This is a genomic window from Salmonella enterica subsp. arizonae (genome assembly GCF_008692845.1).
Lineage (GTDB): Bacteria > Pseudomonadota > Gammaproteobacteria > Enterobacterales > Enterobacteriaceae > Salmonella > Salmonella arizonae.
On sequence record NZ_VXJW01000005.1, the window covers coordinates 59,365 to 75,216 of the forward strand.

A 15,852-nucleotide genomic window follows, 5' to 3' on the forward strand; every position below is an offset into this window, starting at 1 on the left:
CGGCCTGCGCTTATCAGGCCGACAAATAACCTCACCGCAGGGCGGATAAGCGCTGGTGAATTATTTCTTCGCCTGACGAGTCATCACAGTACGATAAACCTTAAAGCGCCCGGTTTGCGCGATGACGTCATGGAAGCCAAAAGTCTCATCCAGAATCTTAGGATAGGGCAGAAAGGCGTTCGCCACGATGCGTAACTCTCCGCCGCTGTTCAGATGGCGCACTGCGCTGCGAATGAGCGTTTGCGCCGCATCGAGGCTGGTTTGCATTCCGTCGTGGAACGGCGGGTTGGAGATGATCATATCAAAACGTCCTTTGACTTCTGAAAAGACGTTGCTGGCAAATACGTCGCCGTCAAGACCATTAGCGGCAAGCGTGGCGCGGCTGGCTTCCACTGCCGGAGCGCTGACGTCACACAGCGTCAGGCGCACTTTCGGCGAATGGCTGGCCAGCGCGGCGGAAAGTACGCCAGCGCCGCAGCCGACATCCAGCACTTTACCTTTGGTGTGCGGCGTCAGCGTAGACAGCAGCAGTTGACTACCGACATCCAGTCCGTCGCGGCTGAATACGCCCGGCAACGTTTTGATGATCAGACCGTCGATGCTGTACTCGTCCCAATATGGCTCGAGACTGAAGAGCGGCTGCTTTTCCAGGCGTCCATGATAAAGGCCGCAACGTCGCGCGCTATCCACTTTGTTCAGCGGCGCATAGTCCGCCAGCATTTGTTCGGCGCTACGCACGCCGCTTCGGTTTTCCCCCACGACGAAAATATCGGCACCAGACGGCATCAGCGACAAAATATTCATTAACTGGAACTGCGCTTCGGGTTTATTTTTCGGCCAGTAGTAGATCAGCGTATCGCAGTCAGCGATATCGCAGGCTTGCGCTACCAGGCTAAAACGGACGTTATCGCCCATCTGGCGGCTTAAAACCTGCCAGTGGTGAAACTGTTGCGTATGCGCGCGGCTGGCGGCGCATTCAAAGCGCGCGGGCAGGTCATCCTGCAAATCTCCGGCAAAAAGGATACGGCTTTGTTCGAAATCGTCACTGTGGCGCAGCAAGACTTCACTTGCCGGGGTAAAAGCAGACATGGAATACTCCTTAATTCAGACTGGCGGCGATTATAGTAGTTTGATGGCGCAGATTCGACAGATTTGCTATATTTGCGCCCCTGATTACAGGAGCGTTTCGCTATGACATCCCGACGAGACTGGCAGTTACAGCAACTGGGTATTACGCAGTGGGCGCTGCGACGTCCTGGCGCGCTACAGGGCGAGATTGCGATTTCCCTTCCCGCGCACGTTCGTCTGATTGTGGTCGCAGAGGAATTACCGGCGCTGAACGAGTCGTTGATGTGCGATATTTTACGCGCGTTGGCCGTGAGTCCCGATCAGGTTTTACCACTGACGCCTGAGCGCGTCGCCATGCTACCGCAAGGCAGCCGTTGTAATAGCTGGCGATTAGGAACCGACGCGCCGCTTCAACTCGAAGGCGTTCAGGTCACATCGCCTTCGTTTCATGAACTCCGGGCAAACCCGGCGGCACGCGCCGCACTATGGCAACAAATCTGCGAACATGAACACGATTTCTATCCTCAGCACGACCGATCTCCCCGTAGCCTGGCAGATTGAACAACGCGCTCATGCGTTTCCGTGGAGCGAAAAAACGTTTTTCGGCAACCAGGGCGAACGGTATCTCAACTTTCAGTTGACCGCTGACGGCAGAATGGCCGCGTTCGCCATTACACAGGTGGTGCTGGACGAAGCTACGCTGTTCAATATTGCCGTCGATCCGGATTTTCAGCGTCGGGGGCTGGGGCGTATGCTGCTTGAGCATCTGATTGACGCACTGGAAAAACGCGGCGTTGTAACGTTATGGCTGGAGGTGCGCGCCTCTAACGTTGCCGCGATCGCGCTGTATGAAAGCCTGGGTTTTAACGAGGCGACGATTCGTCGCAATTATTATCCCACGGCGGAAGGGCGCGAGGATGCCATCATCATGGCGTTACCGATAAGCATGTAATAAAAGAGGCAAGGTGTAATGATGAAGTGGGACTGGATTTTCTTTGATGCCGATGAAACGTTGTTTACGTTTGATTCTTTCACCGGCTTACAGCGGATGTTCCTTGACTATAGCGTCACGTTTACCGCTGAGGATTTCCAGGATTACCAGGCCGTGAATAAACCGCTATGGGTGGATTATCAGAACGGCGCGATCACCTCATTACAATTGCAACACGCGCGCTTTCAAAGTTGGGCTGAACGGCTAAACGTTGCGCCGGGGTTATTGAATGACGCTTTTATTAATGCGATGGCGGAGATCTGTTCTCCCTTGCCGGGCGCCGTTTCGCTGCTTAATGCGATTCGCGGGCAGGCTAAAATCGGTATTATTACTAACGGTTTTACCGCGCTACAACAAATTCGTCTGGAGCGCACCGGCCTGCGCGAGTATTTCGATCTGCTGGTGATTTCCGAGCAGGTTGGCGTCGCGAAGCCCGACCCGAAAATCTTTAACTACGCCCTGGAGCTGGCGGGTAATCCTGACCGCTCGCGCGTATTAATGGTTGGCGATACCGCGGAATCCGATATTCTTGGCGGCATTAACGCCGGGTTGTCGACCTGCTGGCTCAACGCGCATCATCGCGATCAGCCCGCGGGGATTCATCCAACCTGGACGGTGGCGTCATTACGCGAACTGGAGCAACTCCTGTGTAAACACTGATTGCCTCCCCCTGGTTGATGAGTAAAATAGCCGCATTTTTCGTATTCAACATGCGCGGCCAAACGCCGCGCTTACTCAAGAAGATTTGACTATGACGTTGTCTCCTTATTTGCAAGAGGTGGCCAAACGCCGCACGTTTGCCATCATTTCTCACCCGGACGCCGGTAAAACCACCATTACCGAAAAAGTGTTGTTGTTCGGACAGGCGATTCAGACCGCCGGTACGGTAAAAGGTCGTGGTTCCAGCCAACATGCGAAATCTGACTGGATGGAGATGGAAAAACAGCGTGGTATCTCCATCACCACCTCCGTAATGCAGTTTCCGTATCACGACTGCCTGGTAAACCTGCTGGATACCCCAGGGCATGAAGACTTCTCCGAAGATACCTACCGTACCCTGACGGCGGTAGACTGCTGCCTGATGGTTATCGACGCCGCGAAAGGCGTTGAGGACAGGACCCGCAAGCTGATGGAAGTCACCCGTCTGCGCGATACGCCGATTCTCACCTTTATGAACAAACTCGACCGTGATATCCGCGATCCGATGGAGCTGCTGGATGAAGTGGAGAATGAGCTGAAAATCGGCTGCGCGCCGATCACTTGGCCGATTGGCTGCGGTAAGTTGTTCAAGGGCGTTTATCACCTCTATAAAGACGAAACCTACCTCTACCAAACCGGTAAGGGTCACACCATTCAGGAAGTGCGCATCGTTAAGGGGCTGAACAACCCGGATCTGGATGCCGCGGTGGGGGAAGATCTGGCGCAGCAGTTGCGCGATGAGCTGGAGCTGGTACAGGGAGCTTCTAACGAGTTTGATAAGGATCTGTTCCTGGCTGGCGAAATTACCCCGGTATTTTTCGGTACTGCGCTCGGTAACTTTGGCGTTGATCATATGCTGGACGGTTTAGTGGAATGGGCGCCCGCGCCGATGCCGCGCCAAACCGATACCCGCACCGTGGAAGCCTCGGAAGAGAAGTTCAGCGGTTTTGTCTTTAAAATTCAGGCCAATATGGACCCGAAACACCGCGACCGCGTGGCGTTTATGCGCGTGGTTTCCGGTAAGTATGAGAAGGGCATGAAGCTACGTCAGGTCCGCACCGGGAAAGATGTGGTGATTTCCGACGCGCTAACCTTTATGGCGGGCGATCGTTCACACGTTGAAGAAGCGTATCCAGGCGATATTTTAGGGCTGCATAACCACGGCACCATTCAGATCGGCGATACCTTCACCCAAGGCGAGATGATGAAGTTTACCGGTATCCCGAACTTTGCGCCGGAACTGTTCCGCCGTATTCGCCTGAAAGATCCGCTGAAGCAGAAACAACTGCTGAAAGGGCTGGTACAGCTATCGGAAGAAGGCGCGGTTCAGGTATTCCGTCCTATTTCCAACAACGATCTGATTGTCGGCGCCGTAGGCGTTCTGCAGTTTGATGTTGTTGTCGCGCGCCTGAAGAGCGAATACAACGTTGAGGCGATTTATGAATCCGTCAACGTGGCGACGGCGCGCTGGGTTGAAAGTACCGATGCGAAGAAATTCGAAGAATTTAAGCGTAAGAATGAAACGCAACTGGCGCTGGATGGCGGCGACAACCTCACCTATATTGCCCCAACGATGGTTAACCTGAACCTGACCCAGGAACGTTATCCTGATGTTCAGTTCCGTAAAACGCGCGAACACTGATCCCTTTCCGGGCGCGGCATCCGCCGCGCCTTTATACTTTCCCTGCCTTTTTAACCGCTTACGGAATGTTCTTAAATCCCGCGTTTTTTCTCTCATCTGCCTGTTTTTTATACGCACCGACAAGCGATTTTAAAATTGTGATCTATATTTAACAAAGTGATGACATAAATGTCGGCTTTAATGCCTGTTCAATGCGTGAATATGAGTGCTTAAAGCTGAGATTTGTTTCAGTCACGATATTAATAACTGAAACGGAAGGGTGGCAGGCGACGCGTCGTCACAAATTTACAAATGTGACGCCAGTCATTGACTTCTGAACCAGGTGAGTATCACCACATTCAGCAATGCAACCTCGTGTTGCCTGAGCTCAAATTACGAGCAAACTATACAGGACAAAATCGATGACTATGACAAGACTGAAGATTTCTAAAACTCTGCTGGCCGTAATGTTGACCTCTGCTGTTGCGACAGGTTCTGCCTTTGCAGAAAACGCAACAACGGATAAGGCGCAAAGCGGAACCGAAACCGCGGGGCAAAAAGTCGATAGCTCTATGAATAAAGTCGGTAACTTCATGGATGACAGCGCTATCACTGCGAAAGTAAAAGCCGCCCTGGTGGACCATGACAATATTAAAAGCACCGATATTTCTGTCGAAACCAATAAGAAAGTCGTCACCCTGAGCGGCTTTGTGGAAAGCCAGGCGCAGGCTGAAGCCGCCGTGAAAGTGGCGAAAGGCGTAGAGGGTGTTACCTCCGTCAGCGACAAACTCCATGTTCGCGATAACAAAGAAGGTTCTGTGAAAGGCTATGCCGGCGATACGGCCACGACCAGTGAAGTCAAAGCTAAGCTGCTGGCGGACGATCTCGTCCCTTCCCGTAAAGTGAAAGTGGAAACGACCGATGGCGTCGTACAGCTCTCCGGTACTGTTGAAACTCAGGAACAAAGCGACCGCGCTGAAAGCATCGCGAAAGCCGTTGATGGCGTAAAAAGCGTTAAAAACGATCTGAAAGTTCAGTAATTCGTCGTAATTCGACCTCCCGGCGTTTGTCGGGAGGCGTAATGTGCACCACACTAAAAATATCGCGAATGAGTAGCCTGAGCGCTCATATTTAGCGGTCGACATTAACTATGGTAAAGGAGAGGCTTATGTTTCGTTGGGGCATTATATTTCTGGTTATCGCGTTAATTGCCGCCGCATTGGGTTTTGGTGGACTAGCTGGTACGGCTGCTGGCGCAGCGAAAATCGTCTTCGTCGTCGGGATCGTTCTCTTCTTGGTCAGCCTGTTCATGGGCCGTAAACGACCCTAGCAGGCATCTGTAAAGATATATTGCTACCAAGCCAGTCCAGCGGACTGGCTTTTACGGTTTTAGCCGCCAACGTTTTGCGTTACCTTGTCCTCCTGGAAAAAAATGAAAAACAGGAAGGCAGAGGTGGGCCAGCGAATACCGGTTACGCTCGGCAATATTGCGCCGTTATCATTAACACCATTCCGGCCAGGCCGGATGGCGCTGGTCTGCGAGGGCGGAGGGCAGCGGGGCATCTTTACCGCAGGCGTACTGGATGAGTTTATGCGTGCGCAATTTAATCCTTTCCATCTCTACTTCGGCACATCAGCCGGTGCGCAAAATCTCTCGGCTTATCTCTGCAACCAGCCCGGCTACGGGCGAAAAGTGATTATGCGCTATACCACCAGGCGCGAATTTTTTGATCCGTTGCGATTTGTACGCGGAGGAAATCTTATTGACCTCGACTGGCTGGTAGAGTCCACTGCCGCCCGGATGCCGTTGCAGATGGATACCGCTGCTCGCCTGTTCGACACTGGAAAATCCTTTTATATGTGCGCCTGTCGGGGAGATGATTACACGCCGGGTTATTTCTCGCCGACGAAACAAAACTGGCTCGACATCATTCGCGCCTCCAGCGCTATACCGGGTTTCTATCGTACCGGCGTTGCGTTAGAGGGCGTCAACTATCTGGACGGTGGAATTAGCGACGCGATCCCGGTTCAGGAAGCGGCAAAACGAGGCGCGAAAACCATTGTGGTGATCCGCACCGTACCGTCGCAAATGTATTACACGCCGCAGTGGTTTAAGCGTATGGAACGCTGGCTGGGAGAGAGTAGCCTGCAACCGCTGGTCAATCTGGTGCAGCATCATGAAACGACCTACAGCGCGATCCAACAGTTTATTGAAAAGCCGCCGGGTAAGTTGCGGATCATTGAAATTTATCCGCCGAAACCGCTGCACAGCATGGCGCTGGGCAGCCGTATCCCGGCGCTGCGTGAGGATTACAAAACCGGGCGATTATGCGGGCGCTACTTCCTTGCCACCGTCGGTAAATTGCTTGCCGCAACGCCGCCGTTGCTGCGCCATACGTCGAGGATTGCCGTTCCGGAAACGGTGGTCGTGCCACCTGCGCCGGTGGCCAATGATACGCATGTGGCGGAGATGATTAACGCGCCGCAGGCAAACGACACCACGTTTACCGACGAGGATCTGGCGTGAGCTGGCGCTTTATCGATACGCACTGCCATTTTGATTTCCCGCCCTTTACTGGCGATGAGCTCGCCAGCATTCAGCGTGCCCGTGAGGCAGGGGTTGAAAAAATAATCGTGCCGGCGACCGAGGCGGCGCACTTTCCCCGTGTGCTGGCGCTGGCGGCACGTTTTCCGCCGCTTTACGCTGCGCTGGGGCTGCATCCCATTGTGATTGAACACCATGCTAATGACGATCCTGATAAGCTGCAACAAGCGCTGGCGCAACGGCAGAATATCGTAGCGGTAGGCGAGATCGGCCTCGATCTTTATCGCGACGATCCGCAGTTCGCCAGGCAAGAGCGATTTTTAGATGCGCAACTGCAACTGGCAAAGCGTTGCGATCTGCCGGTGATCCTGCATTCGCGGCGCACGCACGACAAACTGGCGATGCATTTAAAGCGGCAGGACCTGCCACGAACCGGCGTGGTGCATGGTTTTGCCGGTAGTCTGCAACAGGCCGAACGTTTTGTACGACTGGGCTATAAAATTGGCGTCGGCGGCACCATCACCTACCCGCGCGCCAGTAAAACCCGTGATGTTATGGCGCGGTTGCCGCTGGATGCGCTGTTGCTGGAAACCGACGCGCCGGATATGCCGCTTAACGGCTTTCAGGGACAACCCAATCGTCCGGAGCAGGTGGTCAGAGTCTTTGATGTCTTATGCGAGCTGCGCCCGGAGCCCGCAGATGTGGTTGCTGATGCGCTTTATCACAATACGATGGCGTTGTTTGATTTTTGATTGTCGGATGGCGGCCGCGCCTTATCCGGCCTACAAATGATGCTGACCCGTAGGCCGGATAAGACGCTTTTGCGTCGCATCCGGCAATCACAGATACAAAGCCGGGAAGATCAAATTATCCACCCCACGCTCGCGCAATCTTTGCGCCAGTTGCTCCACATCCTCTGACGTGGCGCTCGGCCAGGCCTTAGCTTCGCCATAAACGCCTTGCGCATGAAAGGCATTCAGGCGCACCGGAACCGCGCCCAATGACATAATAAACGCCGCCAGTGAATCGATATGCGCCGCATAGTCCACCTGATCCGGGATAACCAGCAACCGCAGCTCCGCCAGTTTTCCCCGCGCAGCAAGAAAGCGGATACTGTGCTTAATATGCGTGTTATCACGTCCGGTCAGACGGTGATGACACTCGCTCTTCCAGGCTTTCAGATCGAGCATTACGCCGTCGCAAACCGGCAGTAGTTTTTGCCAGCCGGTCTCGCTTAACTGACCATTACTGTCCACCAGACAGGTCAACCGTTGTAACAGCGGATCGGCTTTGATCGCCGTGAACAGCGCCACAATAAACGGTAATTGCGTGGTCGCCTCTCCGCCGCTGACGGTAATACCTTCAATAAACAGCGATGCTTTACGAATATGACGCAGCACATCGTCAACGCTCATGGTCTGCGCCATTGGCGTTGCCTGCTGTGGGCACGTTTTCAGGCAGGTATCGCATTGCTCGCAGATGTCCGACCGCCATACCACTTTCCCGCCATCAACGCCGAGGGCGTGGTGGGGACACTGCGATACGCATTCCCCGCAGTCGTTACAGCGTCCCATCGTCCACGGATTATGGCAATTCTTGCAGCGCAAATTGCAGCCCTGTAAGAATAATGCCAGGCGGCTGCCCGGCCCATCGACGCAGGAAAACGCAATGATCTTACTGACTAAAGCGCATCTGTTGTTCATGGCTGACTACGCGTGGCTGTCGTTCCAGGATGCGGGTATTACGTGCGGCTTCTTCCCCCAGCCAGGTGGTATTGGTGCGCGAGCCTTCGGCGCGAAATTTCGTCAGATCCGACAGGCGCACCATATAACCGGTGACGCGCACCAGATCGTTGCCACTCACATTGGCGGTAAATTCCCGCATCCCGGCTTTAAACGCGCCAAGACAAAGCTGGACCAGCGCCTGCGGATTACGCTTGATGGTTTCGTCCAGCGTCAGAATGTCGCTGATCCCGGCATGATAAAAGGCGTGATGCGGCGCGACGGTTTGCAAATGGGTGATAGGGTCCGGTTCATCGCCATACGGCAGACGCGCGCCCGGCGTAGTGCCGCTATCGGAACTGATGCCAGACTGGGCATGGAGCAGCGCCCGTTGCTTCCAGCCATACTTTACTGGCGTATTTTCGACAAAATCCGCCAGTTGGGCGCTAATACGGTATCCCAGCTCGTTCGCCGTTTCATTCTTGCCGTAACGGGCATTCAGGCCGGCGTTTTCGCACAGCAGGTTCACGGCTTCCGCCAGCCCGTACATACCGAACATCGGCGCAAAACGTTCGGGATCGATCAAACCTTCCTGCACAAGAAAGCTATTCTCAAAAAAATGTGACTTTTCATAGAGGAATTCACATCGTGAATTAATGATGGCGATCTGCTGTCGGCAGTAGTGCGGTAGCGTGCGTGAAAAGAAGTCATCGACAGACGTACTGCGTTCTGCCACGGCTTTCAGGTTGAGACGTACCAGCGTACTGCCGCCGCCGCCAAGCGGTAGCGAGTTATAACAACTGACGATGCCATAATGGCCTTTTGTGAAAATTTTATCATTTACAGGGCCATTGGAAATGTGTGGCTTACTGCATTCGCAAATGTTTTTGGCGACCTCCAGCAGCAGATCGTCCGGCGTAATTTCCGCATCGTAGATAAACGTCAGGTTAGGCGCCACCTGCTTTAGCTCGGCATCGGCGCGCAAAATAGCTCGTGTGACAGGTGTATCGGCAGGGCCAATATTGGCATGCATAAAGGCGTCTGGCAGCGTTCTGTCGAGATAACGCCAGAAACGTTTTATTCGAATATCGATCTCATTTTGTGTTAGAATTCTAACATTCGGTTGCAGCAGCGCATCAAGCTGACCGAGATAAACCGGCATGGACGTCACGGAAGGAACGTGATGATACAGAATGGTGAGTAGGGATAACGCATCATCCAGATCTTTCGCGCCTTCCAGTTCCAGCCACTGTGAACCGTTAGCCAGAAATCGGGCGTAATCGGGCAACACGTAGCGTGGTTTGAAGGGGGCGTGCCCCTCAAACATATCGCAAATGACGCCTTCATCCAGCGCCTGGCGGGCATCTTCCTGCAGGGTGGGATAAGGCAGGGCGTTTTCAGCTTCCAGCGCCAGAAAATGGCGTTTTTGTTCAGGCGTGAGCACCGGGCTGGTCACAATTTGCTGGCAACGCTGCTGGAGCGCAGTTTCGCATGAGGCAGGCATCTTCGTTTCCTCTTTATGCCGGGACGATGCGCTATTGTAGAAAATGACGGCAAACCGACTTTGATCCTGATGCGCTTATCGCCCGAAGAACAGGCGATGACGGCGGAATAATTTGATTCAGATCTCATTACAGTAATGCAAATTTGTACGTAGTTTTCATTAACTGTGATGTATATCGAAGTGTAATCGCGAGTGAATGTTAGAATATTAACAGACTCGCAAGGTGAAATTTTATACGGCAATGCCGTTGGAGAATGTCATGACTGATTTAAAAGCAAGCAGCCTGCGTGCGCTCAAACTGATGGATCTGACCACTCTGAACGATGACGACACCAATGAAAAAGTGATCGCTCTGTGCCATCAGGCAAAAACGCCAGTCGGGAATACGGCGGCTATTTGCATTTACCCGCGTTTCATCCCAATTGCGCGTAAGACTCTGAAAGAGCAAGGTACGCCGGAAATTCGTATTGCAACGGTGACTAACTTCCCGCATGGCAATGATGACATTGATATTGCGCTGGCGGAAACCCGCGCGGCGATCGCCTACGGCGCAGATGAAGTGGACGTCGTCTTCCCGTACCGCGCGCTGATCGCCGGTAACGAACAGGTAGGTTTTGACCTGGTGAAAGCGTGTAAAGACGCCTGCGCCGCAGCGAACGTGCTGCTTAAAGTGATCATCGAAACCGGCGAGCTGAAAGAAGAAGCGCTGATTCGTAAAGCCTCTGAAATTTCCATTAAAGCGGGCGCGGACTTCATCAAAACCTCTACTGGTAAAGTGCCGGTAAACGCCACGCCGGAAAGCGCGCGTATCATGATGGAAGTAATCCGCGATATGGGCGTGGAAAAAAACGTCGGCTTCAAACCTGCGGGCGGCGTTCGCACGGCGGAAGACGCGCAGCAGTTCCTTGCGATTGCGGATGAGCTGTTCGGCGCGGACTGGGCGGACTCCCGTCATTATCGCTTTGGTGCATCCTCTCTGCTGGCCAGCCTGCTGAAAGCGCTGGGTCACGGCGACGGTAAGAGCGTCAGCAGCTATTAATTGTTGCGTTACCCGTTGTGGGCCGGATAAGGCGCTAGCTGCCATCCGGCAAATTAGGCCTGATGGCGCTTCGCTTATCAGGCCTGGCGCCAGCCTTCTACTCTTTTCCCTCAGGAGGGTATCGTGTTTCTCGCACAAGAAATTATTCGTAAAAAACGTGACGGTCATACGCTGAGCGATGAAGAAATTCGCTTCTTTATCAACGGCATTCGTGACAACACTATCTCGGAAGGACAGATTGCCGCGCTGGCGATGACCATTTTCTTCCACGATATGACCATGCCGGAACGCGTTTCGCTGACCATGGCGATGCGGGATTCAGGTACCGTTCTCGACTGGAAGAATCTGAATCTTAATGGCCCGATTGTCGATAAGCACTCGACCGGCGGCGTGGGGGATGTGACGTCCCTGATGCTGGGGCCAATGGTAGCAGCCTGCGGCGGTTATGTGCCGATGATCTCTGGTCGAGGCCTCGGACACACTGGCGGTACGCTGGACAAACTGGAAGCGATTCCTGGCTTCGATATCTTCCCGGACGACAACCGTTTCCGCGACATTATTCAAGACGTGGGAGTGGCGATTATTGGGCAGACCAACTCGCTTGCGCCAGCGGACAAACGCTTTTACGCCACCCGCGATATTACCGCGACGGTGGACTCTATCCCACTGATTACCGGTTCCATTCTCGCCAAAAAACTGGCCGAAGGGCTGGATGCGCTGGTGATGGACGTAAAAGTCGGCAGCGGCGCGTTTATGCCGACCTATGAACTCTCCGAAGCGTTGGCTGAAGCGATTGTCGGCGTGGCGAACGGCGCGGGGGTTCGCACTACGGCGCTGTTAACTGATATGAACCAGGTGCTGGCTTCCAGCGCCGGTAACGCGCTAGAAGTGCGCGAAGCGGTGCAGTTCCTCACCGGCGAGTACCGTAATCCGCGCTTGTTTGACGTCACCATGGCGCTATGCATTGAGATGTTGATCTCCGGTCAGCTTGCTAAAGATGATGCGCAAGCGCGGGCGAAATTACAGGCGGTGCTGGATAACGGCAAAGCGGCAGAGGTTTTTGGCCGCATGGTGGCAGCCCAGAAAGGCCCGACTGATTTCGTTGAGAACTACGATAAATACCTGCCCGCCGCCATGTTGAGCAAAGCGGTATATGCAGATACCGAAGGGTTTGTTAGCGCGATGGATACGCGAGCGCTGGGTATGGCGGTGGTCTCGATGGGCGGCGGTCGTCGTCAGGCATCGGACACGATTGACTATAGCGTGGGCTTTACCGACATGGTTCGTCTGGGCGACAGTGTTGATGGACAGCGCCCGCTGGCGGTGATTCATGCCAAAGACGAAGCTAACTGGCAGGAAGCGGCGAAGGCCGTCAAAGCGGCAATTATCCTTGACGATAAAGCGCCAGCAAGCACACCTTCGGTCTATCGTCGTATTACTGAATAGTTGTATACTGATCTGATCAATTATTTTTGAAGCACTAAGTACGGAGAAGATATGAAACGTGCATTTATTATGGTGCTGGACTCATTCGGCATCGGCGCTACTGAAGACGCGGATCGTTTTGGCGACGTCGGTTCCGACACGCTGGGCCATATCGCAGAAGCTTGCGCCAAAGGCGAGGCTGACAATGGCCGTAAAGGCCCGCTGAACCTGCCTAACCTGACTCGTCTGGGTCTGGTGAAAGCGCATGAAGGTTCTACCGGTAAAATTGCCGCAGGTATGGACGGCAACGCGGACGTCATTGGCGCATACGCATGGGCGCACGAACTGTCTTCCGGCAAAGATACGCCGTCCGGTCACTGGGAAATCGCTGGCGTGCCGGTACTGTTCGACTGGGGCTATTTCAGCGATCACGAAAACAGCTTCCCACAGGAACTGCTGGATAAGCTGGTGAAACGCGCCAACCTGCCAGGCTATCTCGGTAACTGCCACTCTTCCGGTACCGTTATTCTGGACCAACTGGGCGAAGAGCACATGAAAACCGGCAAGCCGATTTTCTACACCTCCGCCGACTCCGTGTTCCAGATCGCCTGTCACGAAGAGACTTTTGGTCTGGATAAACTTTACGAACTGTGCGAAATCGCGCGGGAAGAGTTGACCGAAGGCGGCTACAACATTGGCCGCGTGATCGCGCGTCCGTTTATCGGCGACAAAGCTGGTAACTTCCAGCGTACCGGTAACCGTCATGACCTGGCCGTTGAACCGCCAGCGCCGACCGTGTTGCAGAAACTGGTCGATGAAAAACAGGGCCATGTGGTTTCCGTTGGTAAGATTGCCGACATCTACGCTAACTGCGGTATCACCAAAAAAGTGAAAGCGACCGGTCTGGATGCGCTGTTCGACGCCACTATCAAAGAGATGAAAGACGCAGGCGATAAAACCATCGTCTTCACTAACTTCGTTGATTTCGACTCCTCATGGGGGCACCGTCGCGACATCGCCGGTTATGCTTCCGGTCTGGAACTGTTCGATCGCCGCCTGCCGGAACTGATGGCGCTGGTAGGAGAAGATGACATTCTGATCCTCACCGCCGACCACGGCTGTGACCCGAGCTGGACTGGCACCGATCACACCCGTGAGCATATCCCGGTGCTAATCTACGGCCCGAAAGTGAAACCAGGTTCTTTAGGTCATCGTGAAACCTTCGCGGATATCGGTCAGACGCTGGCGAGCTATTTTGGTACGTCGCCGATGGACTACGGTAAAAACATGCTGTAATACCCGTTGCCGGATGGCGCTACGCTTATCCGGCCTACGAGGAACCTTTTTGTCGGCCTGATTGCATTTATGCCATCAGGCAAAAACAACAAATTAAAAGGGAACTGAAGATGGCAACTCCACATATTAATGCAGAAATGGGTGATTTCGCTGACGTCGTATTGATGCCGGGCGACCCGCTGCGTGCTAAACACATTGCTGAAACCTTCCTCGAAGATGTCCGTGAAGTAAACAACGTTCGCGGCATGTTAGGTTTCACTGGCACTTACAAAGGCCGTAAGATCTCCGTGATGGGCCACGGTATGGGTATCCCATCCTGCTCTATTTACACCAAAGAGCTGATTACCGATTTTGGCGTCAAGAAAATTATTCGCGTAGGCTCCTGCGGCGCGGTACGCATGGACGTTAAACTGCGTGACGTGGTGATCGGTATGGGGGCATGTACCGACTCCAAAGTGAACCGTATCCGCTTTAAAGATCATGATTTCGCTGCTATCGCTGACTTCGACATGGTGCGTAACGCGGTTGACGCGGCAAAAGCGCTGGGCGTTGACGCGCGCGTGGGCAACCTGTTCTCCGCCGATCTGTTCTACTCACCGGACGGTGATATGTTCGACGTGATGGAAAAATACGGCATCCTGGGTGTGGAAATGGAAGCGGCGGGCATCTACGGCGTCGCGGCGGAATTTGGCGCTAAAGCGCTGACCATTTGCACCGTTTCTGACCATATCCGCACGCACGAGCAGACCACGGCGGCTGAACGTCAGACCACGTTCAACGATATGATCAAAATCGCGCTGGAGTCCGTTCTGCTGGGCGATAAAGAGTAAGGTAAGATTGTGCCCGGTGGAGCTGATGCTTACCGGGCCTACAAAGCCCCGTCGGCTGGAGAAAGCGTAGCCGCCATCCGATAAATGCCTACCGCACCGCGCCCGCTATCCACGCTGACAGTTCCTGTAACTCTTTTTCTTGCTCCGGAAAATCCACCCGTAGCGCATCACACGCCTGTTGTAGTATCTCCGCGCGGTATTGACAGCCCTGTAACCTCTCCGCCAGCGCTTCCTGCGGCGCGGGATTCAGACTGTCGGTAAAAACTTGCGCACGGGTAATATAGCCTTTCTCGACGTCGAAATGCAGTTCGACGCCGCCCCAGGTAAAGCGTTCGTCCAGTAAATGCGAAAAAGCAGGCGCCTGGCCGAAATTCCACTCCCAACTGCTCTGAAGGGCAAAGGTTTCGGCGAAATTTGGCAAATCGGGCGTTTTATCCGGCGAGATCACTTCTGCTTCAACGCGTTCGCCGTAGTGGGCAAAAAAGGCTTCTGCCACTGCCTGACAGACCTGCTCATGGCTGAGGCCTGGCAATAGTTCCGTCAGATTCGCCACCCGTGAGCGTACAGAAGTAATCCCCTTCGCCGCGAGTTTCTTTTTATCCGGGTTCAGATAGTTCGCCAGACGGCTGAGATCGGCATTGAGCAGTAACGTACCGTGATGGAAGCCGCGATCTTTGGTTTCACGATAGGCTGAACCGGAGACTTTTCGATCGCCTTCAGCGGTCTTCACCACCAGATCGTTACGCCCGGAGGCATCTGCCATGACGCCCAGCGAGTTCAGCGCCGCGAGCACAATATTGGTGGAGATGGTTTTATCGTATTCCGGCTTACCGGCCATAAAGGTAAAACAAGTATTGCCGAGATCGTGAAACACCGCGCCGCCGCCGCTGCTGCGACGCGCCAGACGCACATTGTCTTTCTCCATACGACGCGTATTGCACTCTTTCCAGGGGTTTTGCGCGCGGCCAATGACTACCGTGTCGGCATTGCGCCACAGGAACAGTACCCGCTGAGTGGCCGGCATCTGGCGGAAAATAGACTCTTCGACCGCGAGGTTAAACCAGGGATCATAAGAATCAGAGATAAGCAGGCGAAGTGTCGACATAGCGGTTT

16 protein-coding genes are annotated in these 15,852 nt (G+C 54.0%); 12 read left to right on the plus strand and 4 right to left on the minus strand.

The window, feature by feature from the left end:
* Positions 1-60: 60 nt before the first annotated feature.
* Positions 61-1,089, minus strand: coding sequence for a 16S rRNA (guanine(1207)-N(2))-methyltransferase RsmC (gene rsmC / locus F4V61_RS11145; RefSeq protein ID WP_058344612.1), 1,029 nt, complete (start codon positions 1,087-1,089; stop codon positions 61-63).
* Between the two features lie 102 nt (positions 1,090-1,191).
* On the opposite strand from rsmC, the gene F4V61_RS11150 reads away from it, so the two are divergent.
* The 8 genes from F4V61_RS11150 (at position 1,192) to F4V61_RS11185 (ending at position 7,676) form a co-directional block, all read left to right on the plus strand.
* Positions 1,192-1,629 (plus strand): DNA polymerase III subunit psi, encoded by a 438-nt coding sequence (locus F4V61_RS11150; protein WP_000204006.1) that lies wholly within the window; start codon positions 1,192-1,194, stop codon positions 1,627-1,629.
* Entirely contained in the window at positions 1,574-2,020 is a 447-nt protein-coding gene (rimI, locus tag F4V61_RS11155) for a ribosomal protein S18-alanine N-acetyltransferase (protein ID WP_001092441.1), read from the plus strand. The genes F4V61_RS11150 and rimI overlap by 56 nt, the downstream gene beginning before the upstream one ends.
* Before the next feature lie 21 nt (positions 2,021-2,041).
* Positions 2,042-2,719: a pyrimidine 5'-nucleotidase gene (yjjG, locus tag F4V61_RS11160; protein WP_000870683.1), complete on the plus strand. Its 678-nt coding sequence runs from the start codon at positions 2,042-2,044 to the stop codon at positions 2,717-2,719.
* A gap of 91 nt (positions 2,720-2,810) precedes the next feature.
* On the plus strand, positions 2,811-4,400 hold the full coding sequence (prfC, locus tag F4V61_RS11165) for a peptide chain release factor 3 (RefSeq protein WP_000175971.1): 1,590 nt from the start codon (positions 2,811-2,813) through the stop codon (positions 4,398-4,400).
* A gap of 401 nt (positions 4,401-4,801) precedes the next feature.
* Positions 4,802-5,419: a molecular chaperone OsmY gene (gene osmY, locus F4V61_RS11170; protein ID WP_000178959.1), complete on the plus strand. Its 618-nt coding sequence runs from the start codon at positions 4,802-4,804 to the stop codon at positions 5,417-5,419.
* Positions 5,420-5,547: 128 nt separating this feature from the next.
* Complete coding sequence (locus F4V61_RS11175) at positions 5,548-5,709, plus strand: DUF1328 domain-containing protein (RefSeq protein WP_000490276.1); 162 nt, start codon at positions 5,548-5,550, stop codon at positions 5,707-5,709.
* A 123-nt stretch (positions 5,710-5,832) separates the two neighbouring features.
* Positions 5,833-6,906, plus strand: a complete 1,074-nt coding sequence (locus F4V61_RS11180) for a patatin-like phospholipase family protein (RefSeq protein WP_000531547.1) — start codon at positions 5,833-5,835, stop codon at positions 6,904-6,906.
* Complete coding sequence (locus F4V61_RS11185; protein ID WP_000118998.1) at positions 6,903-7,676, plus strand: metal-dependent hydrolase; 774 nt, start codon at positions 6,903-6,905, stop codon at positions 7,674-7,676. Before F4V61_RS11180 ends, F4V61_RS11185 begins: the two co-directional genes overlap by 4 nt.
* An 87-nt stretch (positions 7,677-7,763) precedes the next feature.
* Here the strand turns inward: F4V61_RS11185 and F4V61_RS11190 are convergent, their stop codons facing one another.
* Both F4V61_RS11190 and F4V61_RS11195 read right to left on the minus strand, forming a co-directional pair.
* A complete protein-coding gene (locus F4V61_RS11190; RefSeq protein ID WP_024132024.1) occupies positions 7,764-8,627 on the minus strand; it encodes a YjjW family glycine radical enzyme activase in 864 nt (287 codons plus the stop codon).
* Positions 8,599-10,149: a YjjI family glycine radical enzyme gene (locus F4V61_RS11195; RefSeq protein ID WP_080160920.1), complete on the minus strand. Its 1,551-nt coding sequence runs from the start codon at positions 10,147-10,149 to the stop codon at positions 8,599-8,601. The genes F4V61_RS11190 and F4V61_RS11195 overlap by 29 nt, the downstream gene beginning before the upstream one ends.
* Positions 10,150-10,408: 259 nt before the next feature.
* Between F4V61_RS11195 and deoC the strand changes: the two genes are divergently transcribed.
* From deoC to deoD, 4 genes are all read left to right on the plus strand, one after another.
* Positions 10,409-11,188, plus strand: a complete 780-nt coding sequence (gene deoC, locus F4V61_RS11200; RefSeq protein ID WP_038397853.1) for a deoxyribose-phosphate aldolase — start codon at positions 10,409-10,411, stop codon at positions 11,186-11,188.
* A gap of 123 nt (positions 11,189-11,311) precedes the next feature.
* On the plus strand, positions 11,312-12,634 hold the full coding sequence (gene deoA, locus F4V61_RS11205) for a thymidine phosphorylase (protein ID WP_038397025.1): 1,323 nt from the start codon (positions 11,312-11,314) through the stop codon (positions 12,632-12,634).
* A gap of 51 nt (positions 12,635-12,685) precedes the next feature.
* Positions 12,686-13,909 carry a phosphopentomutase gene (gene deoB / locus F4V61_RS11210; protein ID WP_000816453.1) on the plus strand — a complete coding sequence of 408 codons (1,224 nt, stop codon included), beginning with the start codon at positions 12,686-12,688 and terminating at the stop codon, positions 13,907-13,909.
* A 110-nt stretch (positions 13,910-14,019) separates the two neighbouring features.
* On the plus strand, positions 14,020-14,739 hold the full coding sequence (gene deoD, locus F4V61_RS11215) for a purine-nucleoside phosphorylase (RefSeq protein ID WP_000224863.1): 720 nt from the start codon (positions 14,020-14,022) through the stop codon (positions 14,737-14,739).
* 88 nt (positions 14,740-14,827) lie between these two features.
* On the opposite strand, the gene lplA is transcribed toward deoD, so the two are convergent.
* Positions 14,828-15,844 carry a lipoate--protein ligase LplA gene (gene lplA, locus F4V61_RS11220; RefSeq protein WP_079799248.1) on the minus strand — a complete coding sequence of 339 codons (1,017 nt, stop codon included), beginning with the start codon at positions 15,842-15,844 and terminating at the stop codon, positions 14,828-14,830.
* Between the last annotated feature and the right edge of the window lie 8 nt (positions 15,845-15,852).